This window comes from Microcoleus sp. B3-D2 (genome assembly GCF_036705345.1).
Lineage (GTDB): Bacteria > Cyanobacteriota > Cyanobacteriia > Cyanobacteriales > Microcoleaceae > Microcoleus.
In genome coordinates, this window is sequence record NZ_JAUBUG010000043.1 from 34628 (window position 1) to 49030 (window position 14403).

10 protein-coding genes are annotated in these 14403 nt (G+C 43.1%); 3 read left to right on the forward strand and 7 right to left on the reverse strand.

The features are described from left to right. Window positions 1-235: 235 nt before the first annotated feature. From QUB14_RS17295 to QUB14_RS17310, 4 genes are all read right to left on the reverse strand, one after another. Complete coding sequence (locus QUB14_RS17295; RefSeq protein WP_333218270.1) at window positions 236-457, reverse strand: hypothetical protein; 222 nt, start codon at window positions 455-457, stop codon at window positions 236-238. Between the two features lie 12 nt (window positions 458-469). Then, the gene (locus QUB14_RS17300; protein WP_333218271.1) at window positions 470-1012 is read right to left on the reverse strand and encodes a hypothetical protein; all 543 of its coding nucleotides are present in this window, start codon (window positions 1010-1012) and stop codon (window positions 470-472) included. A gap of 170 nt (window positions 1013-1182) precedes the next feature. Further along, window positions 1183-3309: a SpoIIE family protein phosphatase gene (locus QUB14_RS17305; RefSeq protein ID WP_333218272.1), complete on the reverse strand. Its 2127-nt coding sequence runs from the start codon at window positions 3307-3309 to the stop codon at window positions 1183-1185. Between the two features lie 150 nt (window positions 3310-3459). Further along, window positions 3460-3687: an SDR family NAD(P)-dependent oxidoreductase gene (locus QUB14_RS17310; RefSeq protein ID WP_333218284.1), complete on the reverse strand. Its 228-nt coding sequence runs from the start codon at window positions 3685-3687 to the stop codon at window positions 3460-3462. 286 nt (window positions 3688-3973) lie between these two features. Here QUB14_RS17310 and QUB14_RS17315 point away from each other — a divergent pair, with 286 nt between their 5' ends. Beyond that, on the forward strand, window positions 3974-4333 hold the full coding sequence (locus QUB14_RS17315; RefSeq protein WP_333218273.1) for a VOC family protein: 360 nt from the start codon (window positions 3974-3976) through the stop codon (window positions 4331-4333). A gap of 3 nt (window positions 4334-4336) precedes the next feature. Continuing rightward, window positions 4337-5617: a recombinase family protein gene (locus QUB14_RS17320; protein WP_333218274.1), complete on the forward strand. Its 1281-nt coding sequence runs from the start codon at window positions 4337-4339 to the stop codon at window positions 5615-5617. Window positions 5618-5666: 49 nt separating this feature from the next. On the opposite strand, the gene QUB14_RS17325 is transcribed toward QUB14_RS17320, so the two are convergent. From QUB14_RS17325 to QUB14_RS17335, 3 genes are all read right to left on the reverse strand, one after another. Continuing rightward, entirely contained in the window at window positions 5667-6884 is a 1218-nt protein-coding gene (locus QUB14_RS17325; protein ID WP_333218285.1) for an adenylate/guanylate cyclase domain-containing protein, read from the reverse strand. 174 nt (window positions 6885-7058) lie between these two features. Then, window positions 7059-10757 carry a GAF domain-containing protein gene (locus QUB14_RS17330; protein WP_333218286.1) on the reverse strand — a complete coding sequence of 1233 codons (3699 nt, stop codon included), beginning with the start codon at window positions 10755-10757 and terminating at the stop codon, window positions 7059-7061. 105 nt (window positions 10758-10862) lie between these two features. Continuing rightward, window positions 10863-12398, reverse strand: coding sequence for an ATP-binding protein (locus QUB14_RS17335; RefSeq protein ID WP_333218275.1), 1536 nt, complete (start codon window positions 12396-12398; stop codon window positions 10863-10865). 589 nt (window positions 12399-12987) lie between these two features. Between QUB14_RS17335 and QUB14_RS17340 the strand changes: the two genes are divergently transcribed. After that, window positions 12988-14310 carry an AAA-like domain-containing protein gene (locus QUB14_RS17340; protein WP_333218276.1) on the forward strand — a complete coding sequence of 441 codons (1323 nt, stop codon included), beginning with the start codon at window positions 12988-12990 and terminating at the stop codon, window positions 14308-14310. Window positions 14311-14403 lie beyond the last annotated feature (93 nt).

Here is a 14403-nt window from a genome sequence, read left to right on the forward strand (position 1 = left end):
AAAGAGGTAGCTTTTGGGTATCGGACAAGCGGATATAAAAAGAATTTTCCGAAAAGCCAATAAAGCTGCTGGCTCCTGCTAAAAAGTCCTGGTATCCCGCGTTGGGATCTTGATTATAGTAGCGGTTTTTCCAAAGCTTCTGTCACTTGCTCAAACCCAAACAAGTCTGTATAGCCATCCAAATAAAAGCCGATCGCATTCCAGTCACTGTTAAAATTGGCAATTAATCGCGGTTTTACGGGTGGTTTGTGAGATAAATAATTAATCCCGGCACGTATTTAACTTTCCAAATATCCGTATCTCGCCCGAATAAAAAATACGAACACAGCCAAGTCGGAAAACCGTAGAGTAGATTTTTGTAAGTTGATGCTTCTAGACCTACTTGCCAAAACTTTGAATTTGATAGTGCTGGAAAAGCTGGAAGAATCAAATGATTATCGACTGCATCACCTAACATTAAGGTATCAATTTAAACTAAATCAAATCCATTTTTACCCAGAAGATTCGGTAAATTGCTGTAGGTATAGGTGTCATATTCTAAATCTTGAGTCATTACTGCATTGAGCCAAATCTGGGGATTTTTCTGTTGAAACTCATTAACAATCCGCTGTACCATCGGCTGAAAATTTGCTTCTGGCGTTGTCGGTAAATAGGGGTACAACAATACCGATAAAGTCTGCTGGACTTGATCGGTGAAAGATAAATAGCGATCGCGACTATTTGCGGTGACGTTCAGATTGTCCGCATTGTATCCCGCACACTCCACGCGATCGATCTTTTGCGTCGAGAAATCCTGTGGGTTGAGTGCAAGAGTTTCGCCTTGTGATAGGGCGATCGTCTGTGTATTTTGGTTAACCGTGTGGCGAAGCTCGCCAGCAGCATAACAGGTAATTGGCTGGCTAGTAGAATTGTGAAGGGAAATCTGACCTGCTGCATTAGCAACTCCGGGAAACAGAGTTATTACTGCGATAGTTAAGAAGATTGACAGTAGTCGAAAGATGCTGTTTGTCATTTATTTATAGAGCAGAATAGAGCTTTAATCACTAAGGCGGTAGATCCAGCCTTTTCTAAAATTTTATTCATATATATTTTTAGAAAAAATACAGGCGTTGATAATACTAAATATCGGTTTTTATCAAAGCAACATTCGGTGAATAAAGCAAGGATTAAAACAGGCAAAACTCAATCTCTTTTCTTGACCACAAGCAAGGTAATGTCATCAAATACTTTTTGTTTTCCAATAAATTGTCGCCAATCATCGATGGCGGCTTCCTTAATTTGTTCTGCGCTTAAATGCCAGTTTTGAGAAACCACTTCACAGAGTCTTTCCATACCGTAGAATTTTTTATGTATGTTTCTAGCTTCGGGGATGCCGTCCGTATAAAGCACCACCCCGTCCCCAGGTTCTAAGTCTACTAAAACATGGCTGATCCAATCGGAAATATTCTCATCTAACCCGAGCGGAAATCCTAAATTTATGGTGTCTATCCGCTGGATTTGACCACCTTTCCTGACCACAATAGTTTCCTCATGTTGACCGCTGATACTAATTGTGCAATCTGCATAGTTGAGCAAAGCTAGTGTCATATTTTTGTCGGAGTTCATGCGCTGGACATTTTTATAAATAGTGCGGTTGAGGGTATCTAAAAAACGCACAGGGTTGGATTCTTGCATTTCCTGAAGAGTGCGGACAGCAGCTTGAGTCATCACCATCAAAATGCCGCTTTCTAATCCGTGTCCGGTGACATCACCAATGCAAATCGTGACAACCCCGTTCGTACAAAGTACGTCGTAGTAATCACCGCCTACTTCCGAGGCTGGCTCCATAAATCCGGCAATATCTAAATCTTCAATGGCTGCAAGTTCAGCAGGTTTTGGCAGAATCAACTGCTGCATTTGTTTGAGCATATCGAGCTCGGAGCTCATGCGGAGGTTTTCCGCTTTCAGGCGCTGGTTGAGAGCAGCAATTTGTTTAGTGGCTGTAGCGAGTTCAGAGGTACGTTCTTTGACTTTATCTTCTAGCGTTTCAAAGGATTCTTGCTGTTGTCTCGCCATGCTGTTAAAGGAATTTGTTAAGGTTTCAATTTCCCAAATCCGACTGGAATCAACGTTCTGGTTGAGAGCACCACCTGCTAGATATTGTGAAGCTTGAGCAATTTGATTCAGGGGGCGAGTAATCCAGCTAGCGGTGAAAATACCCAATCCAACAGAGACAACTAGAGCCACAATACACAGCAAAATGGTGTGGCGACTGTTAGCATAAATTTGCGCCATAAAGTCCGCTTCAGGAACTACTACTACAATCAGCCAATTGAGACCGTACTTGTCAGTTAGCGGAGAAACTTGGATAAATTGCCGCTCACCGTTCAACTTAAAGTCAAGTTGAACAGTTTGATGGATGTCTTCCAAACGCTTGAAGCGATCGAGCAGCTCAAACACACTTTGACGCATCAGCGGGTTGCTGCTTTCCTGTGCTTTGATCCGCTTTGTATCTTTGCCTGTTCCCACCGAAAGAGGCTGTTCTTTAACCGAGGTGGCTATTAATTCACCCTGGGGTTCAATGATAAATACTTGACCGGAATTACCCACCCTTAAGGTTTGCAGGAAGTGGCGAATTTGATCGAGTCCCATCTGGCAAGTCAGCAGGCCAATTAGTTGGCCTTTGGCATCGTAATAGGGTAGACTCGCATTAATTTGCAGCGTACCGTAACCAAAATTAATATAAACTTCACTCCAAGCTGCCTGTTTCTTCTCAACAACAACTCTGTAAAAAGGGCGCGTGCGAACGTCGTAATTGGGCGTGGTTTTGTCAATTTTTGTGGGGTTTCCATCAGCGTCAAGGTTGTAAAATATCAAGTCGCCACTCCCGGGAATTAGTTGCTGGGCAAGCTGAGGTTGTTCAAGTCCAACCAGCCGATTTACCCAACCCACACGCAGGTACTGACCTTTTTCGTTGGCAATTCCCGCGTAACCGATCGAATTAAATTGCAGAACTTGTTTCCAAAAATAGGGTCGAGCTTGCTCTAAATCGTCAAAGTTCAACACCCCCAGACGTAAAGCATCGTAATTGATCTGATTCACGAGTGGCGGATCTTCCAGATAGGTTTGGACACGTTCGTAAACTCTCCCACTCACTTCCTGCCGCAACTGATTAACAATATCGTTGACTATCTGCTCTCCGTTTCTGTAAGAGAGATAGCCAACGCAGCCAACAGCAGCCAAAATTTGGAGTACAAAGGGAACTACCAAGACATTGCGGAGACGGAATTTGCCCGATCTGGAGACGATCGCACTTTTTTCTGAAACCATTGTTAAAAACACTCCCAGCGGGCAGTTTACAGTAGGTTGATTAACTTTTAAAATGCTGCCCTAAATCGGAATAACGACGCCGCGAACATCGTCGGCAGCTTCCGAACCAAAAAAGTAAATTACTTGAGCTAGAGATTCAGGTTTCACCCATTAGTGAGCCTTTTCCGAACCCATTAACGATGGATTTGTCGGAGTATCAATCACACGGGGGAGGACAGTATTAGCAGTGATATTAGTACCTTTTGTTTCATCTGCGATCGCCTTTGTGAGCGCCACCATTCCAGCTTTAGCAGCACAGTAAGCCACCCATTGTCCAATCGGCTGTTCGCCCCCACGCGAAGCGACAGTCACAATCCCCCCATTCCGCCAGTCAAAAATACTTGTTTGCTATTCATGATTTATAAGTAAGTAGGTACAAATAAATATAACATGGGGAGACTGCGGCTTTGGCAGTAGTAAACTCGCTGCTGCCATAGATTCTAAGTAAACGCACCCCTACAATTTCCGATTTTCTATTCAGGTTTTTTCCGATGACCTATTTACCTTTTTGGATAGGTTAAGAGCAAGTGACAATGTTATCATATGCAAAACTGAACAAACATCAACCAATCTGCGTTCATCAGCCTGCATCAGCGGTTAAAATAAAAAAAAATACCAAACAAAAATGAAAATTACTCAATCCCTGCACAGCGCCCTACTCATCTCCAACCTGGAAAAATCCCAACACTTTTACAGCACCGTACTAAGACTGCAAAAAATCGATCGAGACTTAAAATTTCCCGGAATCTGGTATCAAATCGGCGACTTCCAGCTCCACTTAATTTTAGGTGCAACAATTATCCCAGATGCCGTAGACCATGCCAAATGGGGACGCAACCGACATCTAGCATTTTCTGTTGCTAACTTAGAGGCAGCCAAACAGCAGTTAATCGCTCACAATTGCCCGTTCCAAATGAGCGCGTCAGGTCGATCGGCATTATTTACCCAAGATCCCGACGGCAACATCATCGAACTCAGCGAGTAACAGATGAAAATCATCGCTTATTCTTACACCGAACCGCTACTGGAAGCAGCACCCGCACCGGAAATTTGGGGTCAAGAAGTCGATCGCACCTATCAAGACTTAGGAGGGCGGCAACAACTTCAGCAACTCCTCAAAGACTGCCAAACAGAACCAGTCAAATACTTATTAATTCAGCGCTTTGAAGAACTCGGCGACACCGTACAGCAAGTGTGTTCGCACCTCTGGCAACTCGAAAACCTCGGCGTCGAAATCATCGTACAAGCAGAAACAGAACCGCGAAACCGAAAAAACTTGCTGCAAATACTCGCAGAAATCCAGCGCAGCCAACACAGCCGGAGTATTCGCAAAGGACACGCGCGCAACCGCATCAAATCCCGCATTCCACCGGGTAAGGCTCCCTACGGCTACCGGCGCGGCAAAGATTGTTATACGATCGATAAAACCACCGCCCCCACCGTCAAAGACTTTTTTGAACACTTTTTAATTTACGGTTCCTTGCGAGGTTCCGTGCGGTATTTAGCCAAGAAATACAACAAAAAAATTTCTGTAAGTACCGGCCGCCGCTGGCTGACAAATCCCGCCTACCGAGGCGATTTGGAATATCAAAACGGCCAAGTAATTTCTAACACCCACGTCCCGATTATTTCCAGAGAAGAAGCCGCCCAAATAGACAGGTTACTGCGCCGCAACCGCTGCCTTTCTCCTCGCAGCGCTAGCGCCCCACGTTCCCTCGCAGGTTTAGCAATTTGTGCAGAATGCAAATCGCCCATGACAGTTGCCAAAGTCACCTCCTACCGCAAAGAAAAAGAATACCTTTATTTGCGACCGATTAACTGTCCAAAACAGCCTAAATGTAGCGGCCTTTCCTACGATGAAGTATTGCAATTAACCATCGCCGGTATTTGTCGGGATTTACCCGATGCTGTTGCTGGGTTGCAAATGCCGAATATGAATGGAATTAAAGCAGGAATTGTCAGGGCGATCGCATCAAAACAAGAAATCATAGAGCAACTTCCCGCCCTGATTGACAGCGGCATTTTAGACACGGAAACGGCAGAGTTTAGAGCCTACAAAGTCCGCACCGAAATTGCCGAACTGCAAAGCAAATTAGCGCAACTACCCCCAGTAAATTTACGAGAAACTGCCCAAACAGTTTCCTTTCCCCAATTTTGGCTCGATTTATCAGAATCAGAACGCAGGTTTTACTTTCGAGAATTTATCGATCGCCTTGAAATCGTCCGGGAAGATACAAATTGGAAACTGCAAATTATTTTCATTTTTTAAGGATTAGCTCGACGTTCATCCGTAGCTCCTAGGTTAGATGCCCGACTTCTTAAAGAAGTGGAATATTTGGGTAATCTATTAGTTCGCTAGGAGTGGAATTCGTTTGACAAACATCGGTTTCTACCGCTGAATTATCTTTTTTACCTGTTAGCCAATAGGCGTTCATCTCTCCTTTTCCTTTAATCGCGATCGCACCTCTTTCCTCAAATAAATACTGCTCTTTTAACAGTTCGTAAATAGCCGTAGTAACTTGAATATATCCCGGTAGTCCTTGACATTCCATCCGAGAAGCAACATTAACAGTATCTCCCCACAAGTCATAGATAAATTTTTTAGTGCCAATTACGCCAGCAACTACGGGCCCTGTATGAATGCCAATCCGAATTTGAAATGGTTCGCCTCTGTCAGTTTGAAAATCAGCGATCGCTTTTTGCATATCCAAAGCCATATTCGCGATCGCTTCTACATGATCTGCCCTCGGCACAGGCAACCCCCCCGCTACCATATAAGCATCTCCAATTGTTTTAATTTTTTCCAAACCGTGTTTTTCAGTTAGTTGGTCAAACCTGGAAAAAATCTGGTTCAATACATTTACCAATTCTAGAGGTAACATTCTAGCAGCAATAGACGTAAAATCGACAATATCGGCAAAAAGAACGGTTGCTGAATCAAACCTCTGGGCAGGAGAACCCTCGCCCTTTTTCAAATTTTCAACAATCGCTGCGGGTAAAATATTCAGCAATAAATTATCCGACTTTGTTTGAGCAAGCCGTAAAGCTAGCTCCACCCCCTGCCGCTCTTTAATTTCGTTTTGCAAACGTTCGACAAGTTGTTGGAATTGCTTCGTTTGCTCTTGAAGTAACTGTTGTTGATTTTGAATTGTTAACTGATTTGCCACTCGTGCCAATACTTCTTTACCTTGAAAAGGTTTAGTAATATAGTCAACTGCTCCCACCTCAAAAGCTTTCACCTTATCTAAAACGTCATCTAAGGCGCTTAAGAAAATCACCGGAATGGAACTGGTTTTTGGTGAAGCTTTCAACTTTGCACATACCTCATATCCATTCATGTCTGGCATCATCACGTCCAGCAAAATTAGAGTCGGCGGAAACTCCAGCACTGTCGCGATCGCCCTTGGCCCGTTCAGCGCTTTACGAACCTGATACCCTTGTTCGGTCAAGATTGTAGATAAAAGCCGGACGTTATCGGGCTTATCATCTACTACTAAAATATTGGCTTGAATGGTAGGAGATTGATTGCTGTCCATGCGAGGGCTCACGGTTGTTTTTTAAACTCAAAGATATTAACACTTAATAATTCGCTCTCCATCCAAACGAAACAGTATAAATTTTGATTTTCTCTCCTACAGAGAGAGGGCAGGGAGTGGTTGGGGGGGCTAAGGTTAAGTCTTTTTTAAATAGGAGATGCTCCTAAGTAGAGATTAGTTGGAAACTGGTACTCTAATCATCGTAAGTGCTGATTGCGCTAGCTCTATAATATCGTCAAACAGGAAATCCTCCACTAAAGTAGTTAAAACTTGTGCGGCTCCAGCAAATTCTCTAGGCAATTCCTCAATCAACTTAAGAATTTTATCGTCGCAACATTCATGAGCAGCATGAGATATCTTCTCGACCCACTCATGAGGCATTTGACCGAGTTGTGACTCGACAGATTGATTGCTAGTCACTCCGCTCATTTCGCTTTCCTTTTCTAGTTGTGCATCCACAGATTCCTCGTAAATGTAGCGCACTCCTAAAAGTTCTTCCATCTTCGCAAATAATATATTTGCCTCGAAGGGTTTACGCATGAAATCATCGCAGCCTGCTCCTAAAATAGTTTGTCGTTCCTCTTCAAAAACGCTAGCAGTAAGAGCAACTATTACAGTTTGTTTTCCGAGAGGATGAGCTTTAATTTTTTTTGTGGCTTCATAGCCATCCATGACAGGCATCTGCATATCCATCCAGATCAGGTGCGGTTGCCAATCCTCCCATACAGCAATAGCTTCTTGACCATCTCTAGCTTCTCGCACGAGGATGCCTAGTGGTGACAATAATCTCTCTATGACTAGGCAGTTATCGGCGCGATCGTCAACCACCAAAATCCGGTATTCTGGTTGATTCGGTGCTAAACTAATGACTGTTTTGTGCGGTTTAAGGATTTTAATCTCGCTGGGAGTGGCAAGGTTGATTTGAATATCAAATGCAAACTTACTTCCCAACTCAGGTGTACTCCTGACAGTAATATCTCCTCCCATCATTTGTACAAACTTGCGGCTAATTGGTAAACCTAATCCAGTGCCATGTTGAGATTTTTGACCGGTTTTTGTTTGCTCAAAGGGTTCAAATAACTTATTCATCTCTTCAGGGGCAATGCCAAGGCCAGTATCTTCAATTTCAAACTGAAGGCGTAACAATTCCGGGCGAAGGTCATTCGCGTCTACACAATCACAGTCCGCCAAGCTTTCGGACTGATTAAAACCACTGCACCATCCGGGTTTTCTTTGTATAGCTGCGGTTTCAACCGCTAAGCTTTCGGAAGGTTCAGAACCCGCGCCGACAAGTTTTGTTTGTGTGTCGGACAACTCTGCGGTTTCAGCCCCCAAACTTTCTTCTACCTTCTTTTTCACTCGCAAAGTAACGCTACCCCTCTCTGTAAACTTGATCGCATTTCCTACAAGATTAATCAAAATTTGCCGCAATTTACCTTCGTCTCCACTAACAAAGTGTGGTACGCCGTCACCCACTTCCAAATTTAGCTGCAATTTCTTAGATTTAGCTTTTAATCGAAACATTTCTTCTAAGGTTTTTAGCAACCGCATTAAATTAAAACTGCTTTCATTAAGCTGAGTTCTGCCAGCTTCTATTTTGGACATTTCCAAAATGTCATTAATTAGCGAAAGCAAGTGTTCGCCAGCGCGATTAATAATTTCTAGGTGCTGCTGGTGTTGATTGTTGAGAGATGAATCGCGCACCATCACCTGACTAAATCCGAGAATTGCATTCAGAGGAGTCCGCAATTCATGGCTCATAGAAGAAAGGAATTCGCTCTTGGCCCGGTTAGCTGTATCAGCAGCTACGACAGCTTTTTGTAATGCTGTTTCTGCTAATTTTCGTTCGGCAATTTCTGTTTTGGCTTGTTCAAAAAGGGTGGATTGCTGGAGGGCAATTGCTAGCTGCACGGAAATTTGCTTGAGAGATTCTATCTCAGAAGAGTTCCAATGCCTGTGACTGCGGCAGTGATGAGCAATGAGTAGCCCCCATAGTTTTTCACCTTGCAAAATGGGAACCACGAGGTTAGCTTTAATTTCAAACTGGCTCAGTAAATTAACGTGGCAATCTGAAAGGCCTGCCGTATAAATATTGTCGATCGCGCGCAGGTGTCCTTCCTGGTAAACAGAGACGTAGTGTTCTCGAAAACATTGGTCATTAATATCAATTCCCAAAATCGGCATCGTATCGGCTGCTACCGACTCAACGGCGACAAATCCACTCCAATCAGGGTTAAAGCGGTAAATAACAGTCCTGTCTGTTGACAAAAACTGGCGCACTTCTTCCACAGCCATTGTCATTACTTCTTCTAGGTTAAGAGAGGAGCGAATCCGCTCTTGAATAGCATTCACGAGCCGCTCCCTTTTTACTTGTTGCTTCAAGGCTCTTTCCGCCTGTTTGCGAGCAGTAACATCTACTCCATAACCAACGCACTCCACAGGTAGACCAGCAGCATCTTTGACTAACTTGAGCTCATCGTATATCCAGCGATAACTACCGTCTTTGTGCCGTTCGCGGTATTCGTAGGAAATCGATTCTTTTTCCAATATCTGAGCGTATGAAGTAGCAACAATCTCTCGATCTTCTGGATGAACCAGGCTATGCCAATCAAGGGAACCATCAACCAATTCTCGCGCTTCGTAACCAATCATTGAAACAACATTATCGCTGACAAATGTTACATCATAATTTTCCCCTAATTTGCAGCTAAAAATCACCGCCGGAGTAGTCGCCAGCAAATATTGCAAGCGTTCGGTGACAGAACGCAAGTTTAACTCGGCTTGCTTGCGATCGCGGGCTTCCATTGCTAAAGCTGCGATCTGCGCCACATAGCTAGCGAAGCTTTGTTCGTCGAGCGTCCAATTCCTGGTCGTTCCCTGATGTTCTAAACAAATTACACCCGCAATTTGCCCTTTATGGGTAATAGGAACATCTAGCATCGACGAGATGTTTAAAGGCGTCAAATAAGATTCGCTAAATTCTCGGGTGCGCGGATCGGTTTTGGCATCAACCGCTGCGATCGCCTGTTCTGTCTTCAAAGCTTGGAAATAGCTAGGATAGTCAGCAACTTTCAGTTCTGCACCGGCGCTGTGTTGATTGGGCGTCAGTTCATAAAGATCCGCACAGCACATTCCGGATTTATCTTGCTGATAAAACCAAATACTTGCCCGCTCAACATTCAGGGTACGAGTTGCCATTTGCGTAATCTCTCTCAACGCCTCGCCGATATTTCCCTCGTAGATACTAGAATTTTTTGCTAATTCTAGCAAACCATTTTGTTGTTCTGTTAACCTAGTTTCTCGTTCGCGCAAAGCGGATTCAGCGGCTATTTTTTCTCTTATTTCTGCTTCTAAATGACCATTAATTTCTGTCAACTGTACGGTCCGCTCTTGGACTTTAATTTCTAAATCATCATAAGCGTGGCGCAACGCTAATTCTGCATCTTCACGCACAGCAATCTCAGTCTGCAACTTGCGATTTATGGCCTCTAATTCTTGGGGGGTTTTTAAAGACAAAAACTGGGGCAATAGTGTTACCATCGAGGCCGCAGTGAAGCAGGAAACAAGTGCAGTAATTCCTTTTTCAATCCCCGACAGCCAATAAGCGGAATGCCACAACGTCCAAATGTCTAGCAAGTGACCCGTGCCGCACAGAATAATAAATGCACCAAATAAAGCAAATATTCTTAGAAAAGGGACATCGCGCCGCTTGAAGATAAAATAAATCAGCATCGCCGGAATTGAATAGTAGGCGATCGCAATTAAGAAGTCCCCTGTTACGTGCAGCCACACTAAAGGCGTTTGCCACAGATAGCAGTGACCGTGAGGCATATACTGAGTTGGGGAAAAAATATTTTTGAGGGCTTCCCACATAATACTTATTATTGGCATATAATATGGATTTGATGATGCCTAAGTTAGGAAAAAAATAAAAAAAACCGAAAGTTGTAGCTGGATTCAGCATTATTTATTAACGCCTCAACCCAGCTTGTTCATAACAGCTTGCTTTTGCACTAGGTGGCGATCGCAAAATTGCGATCGCAAAGGAATTTCAATGATAAACTCAGTACCTCTCCCAACCTCGGAAGTGCAGCGCAAATAACCTTCATGGGCTTGAATAATCTGATAAGAAATTGCCAAACCCAGCCCGGTACCAGCACCGATAGGTTTCGTTGTATAAAATGGATCGTAAATTTTAGCGATCGCCTCATAATCTATGCCCGTGCCATTATCAGCAATGCGAATTTGCACCCACTGGCCATCAACTAAAAGCGTGCGGATACGAATTGTTAGCAGGTGGCAATAGGTATATTGGAAGTGTTCAAAGAAATTATTTTCCCAATAGCCTTTAGGCGAATCTCCCTGCTGTGCAATCTGTTCTAAAGCATCAATAGCATTAGATAAAATGTTCATAAATACTTGGTTAATCTGTCCAGCATAGCATTCCAATAGCGGCAACTCTCCATACTCTTTAATCACTTGAATCGGCGGACGATTTGTTTGTTCTTTCAAGCGGTGCTGCAAAATCATTAAAGTGCTATCGAGTCCTTCATGAATATTTACCTTTTTCATGTCGGCTTCGTCTAAACGGGAGAAAGTGCGTAAAGATTTAACAATGTCCTTAATTCGTTCTGCTCCTATTTTAATCGAACCAAAAAGTTTTTGCAGGTCTTTTAAAATAAAATCGAGTTCGATAGTGTGAATCTTGTCTGCAATTTCCGGCGCAGGAGTGGGGTAATAAACTTGATAAGCCTTAATCAATGCCAAAATATCTTTAATGTATTCCTCAGCCGGAATCAGATTGCCATAAATGAAGTTAACAGGGTTATTGATTTCGTGAGCAACCCCAGCTACCATTTGCCCCAAAGAAGACATTTTTTCAGTTTGCACGAGTTGAGTTTGGGCTTCTTTGAGTTGTTGCAGAGTTTCCTCTAGCTGCTGAGTTCGTTCGAGTAGTTTCGCTTCCGAGTGCCGCAATGAATTTTCAGCCAAAGAGCGATCGCGATTTTCCTGTAGCAAAAGTTCATTAGTGGATTCTAAAGCGATCGTCCTCTCCATCACCCTTTTTTCCAATTCTAGCATTAATTCTGAGAGTGCTTCTTGAGCTTGTTTGCGCTCGCCAATCTCATTTTGTAAAGCTACATTTGCCACCGCTAATTGATCGGGACTGGGGATAGCCAAGATTTTTGGGATTAGTTCCACCAGCACTGCTGCTGTAGATAGCGAAATCAGCGCTGTAATCCCTTTAAGAAAACCAGAGAACCAATAATTAGGATGCCACAGCGTCCATATTTCCATAATATGGGTAATACCGCAGCAGACAATAAAAGAGCCAAACAGCATGAAAACCCAGTCAAAAGGCACATCTTGTCGCTTTTTGACAATATAAATCAGCGTGATCGGTATCAAAAAATAAGCGACGGCTATCAAACCATCGGACAAAACGTGTAGCCCTACTAATCCAGGTTTCCACAAGTAGCAATGACCGTGAGGAATAAAATAATTTGAAAACATTGTATGAACCATTTGCGGTATCAATCCTCTTATTTTATAAGATGCTTTTGACGGATTACAGTATGGTTGAAAAACCTGCTTCCACAAAAAAAATAATTAGGGCCTTGTACTTAACACTTGCGATCGGTAGATGCAGATACCTGAAATAGCTTGAATTAAATTAGCATTAATTAACTCAACTTTAGCCATGTCAACGCACTTGTGATGAGGAGATACAGCGACCTGAAAATAGCTTTAATTAAATTAGCATAAATTAACTAAACTTTAGCAATCTCAACTGTCACATCTTTAAATTGTGCCTTCACGACCAAATGTGACACCTGCATGACATTTTGGCAAACGAGCGAGAAAAACTGAACACTGCTACCTGAAAAACCCCGCTAGCAGCTCTTGAAATTGGGTTAGAGCGCTCAGTGACCCATGAATCCTTTATTGATATTGGTACGCTGCGGTGAGATTTAACAGATTTGACCAGTTAGTCCCTGAGAAATGTCGCGACAGAATCGTGTCGCAATCAAATAGGGGATCAGCTTTACAGTCAATCATAAGTGATAATATCAACGATACACTTATATGGTAATTGCCGGTTATGACGATAGATGAGGTACTACAGCTAACTCGTGTGCGATCGCAAAAAGATTTATATCCCGTACAAGAAATCATACTCCGCCAAGTTTGGGAAGGAAAGACTTATACAAGCATCGCCTCTACCTCTCATTACGGAGAGCATTACCTGAGAAACATCGCCTCGTCCTTGTGGCAATCTCTCTCTGAAATCTTGCAGACACCTATTAGCAAATCTAATTTTCGCTCCTCAGTAGAATCGCGTTCCCTGACCCCAGACGAACGAGAATTAATTGAAGAATTCACCCGCAGCCAATGCCTAGCAACACCTTTAGAATATCCCGGCTCTCCAGTACCCATCGGTTCACCATTTTATATCCATCACCCGCTAATAGAAGAACTCGCCTATCGAGAAGTTGCCAAACCTGGAAGTGTTCTGCGGATTAAAGCTCCCAGGAAGATGGGAAAAAGTTCTCTCATGCTACGAATTTTAGATCGCGCTAATTCTCTCGGGTGCCGAACTGTAAGTTTAGATTTTCAGCAAGCCGAAGAAGCTGTTTTAGACAACCTCGATAAATTTTTACGGTGGTTTTGTGCCAACATCAGCCGTCACCTAGAATTGCCACCTCTATTAGAGGATTATTGGGATGAAGACATGGGTAGCAAAGTAAGCTGTGCTATCTATTTACAGCAATATATTTTAGACCAAATAAATAGTCCGCTTGTCTTAGCTTTAAATGAAGTCAATAGGATTTTTGAGTATCCAAAAATTGCCAGAGAATTTTTGCCACTGCTGCGAAGCTGGCATGAAGAAGCAAAGCGGATTAAAACCATGGAAAAACTGCGGGTAATCGTTCTTCACTCCACAGAAATTTATATTCCTTTAAAGCTCACTGAATCGCCCTTTAATGTCGGTTTACCGCTGCAATTGCCCTATTTTACAGAAGAGCAGATACTTGCTTTAGCCCAGCGTCACGGACTGGATTGGACAGATAGCCCCGATGCCGATCGACTCATGGCAATGGTGGGGGGACATCCTTATCTGGTTCGGCTAGCTCTTTACCACCTCTGTCAAAACAGTTTAACGCTAGATCGGCTACTACAAGAAGCTCCCACCATAGCCGGAATTTATAAAGATTACTTGCGGAGTTTTTGGGTGACATTCCAAGAGTATCCCGAACTTGCGGTTGCACTTAAACAAGTGGTAAAATCGGAACGCGGAGTGGAATTAGATCCGATAGTAGCTTCTAAATTAGTTAGTATGGGGCTGATTCATATCGATAATAATCGCTGTACGCTGAGCTGCGAATTGTATCGCCTATATTTTGGTTCTCACAACTTTATTTAGATTTAGATTGGAGAGTTTATTTGCGTAATTTTTATTAGTAAAATGAAGCGATTGCGCCACATTTTCACCTTTCAATAAACTCACTAGATACTT

Excerpts from the sequence above, each read along its gene's own strand:
- QUB14_RS17295 (WP_333218270.1), bottom strand. The coding sequence starts at position 457 with ATGTTAGGTGATGCAGTCGATAATCATTTGATTCTTCCAGCTTTTCCA.
- QUB14_RS17300 (WP_333218271.1), bottom strand. The coding sequence starts at position 1,012 with ATGACAAACAGCATCTTTCGACTACTGTCAATCTTCTTAACTATCGCA.
- QUB14_RS17305 (WP_333218272.1), bottom strand. The coding sequence starts at position 3,309 with ATGGTTTCAGAAAAAAGTGCGATCGTCTCCAGATCGGGCAAATTCCGT.
- QUB14_RS17315 (WP_333218273.1), top strand. The coding sequence starts at position 3,974 with ATGAAAATTACTCAATCCCTGCACAGCGCCCTACTCATCTCCAACCTG.
- QUB14_RS17320 (WP_333218274.1), top strand. The coding sequence starts at position 4,337 with ATGAAAATCATCGCTTATTCTTACACCGAACCGCTACTGGAAGCAGCA.
- QUB14_RS17325 (WP_333218285.1), bottom strand. The coding sequence starts at position 6,884 with ATGGACAGCAATCAATCTCCTACCATTCAAGCCAATATTTTAGTAGTA.
- QUB14_RS17330 (WP_333218286.1), bottom strand. The coding sequence starts at position 10,757 with ATGTGGGAAGCCCTCAAAAATATTTTTTCCCCAACTCAGTATATGCCT.
- QUB14_RS17335 (WP_333218275.1), bottom strand. The coding sequence starts at position 12,398 with ATGTTTTCAAATTATTTTATTCCTCACGGTCATTGCTACTTGTGGAAA.
- QUB14_RS17340 (WP_333218276.1), top strand. The coding sequence starts at position 12,988 with ATGACGATAGATGAGGTACTACAGCTAACTCGTGTGCGATCGCAAAAA.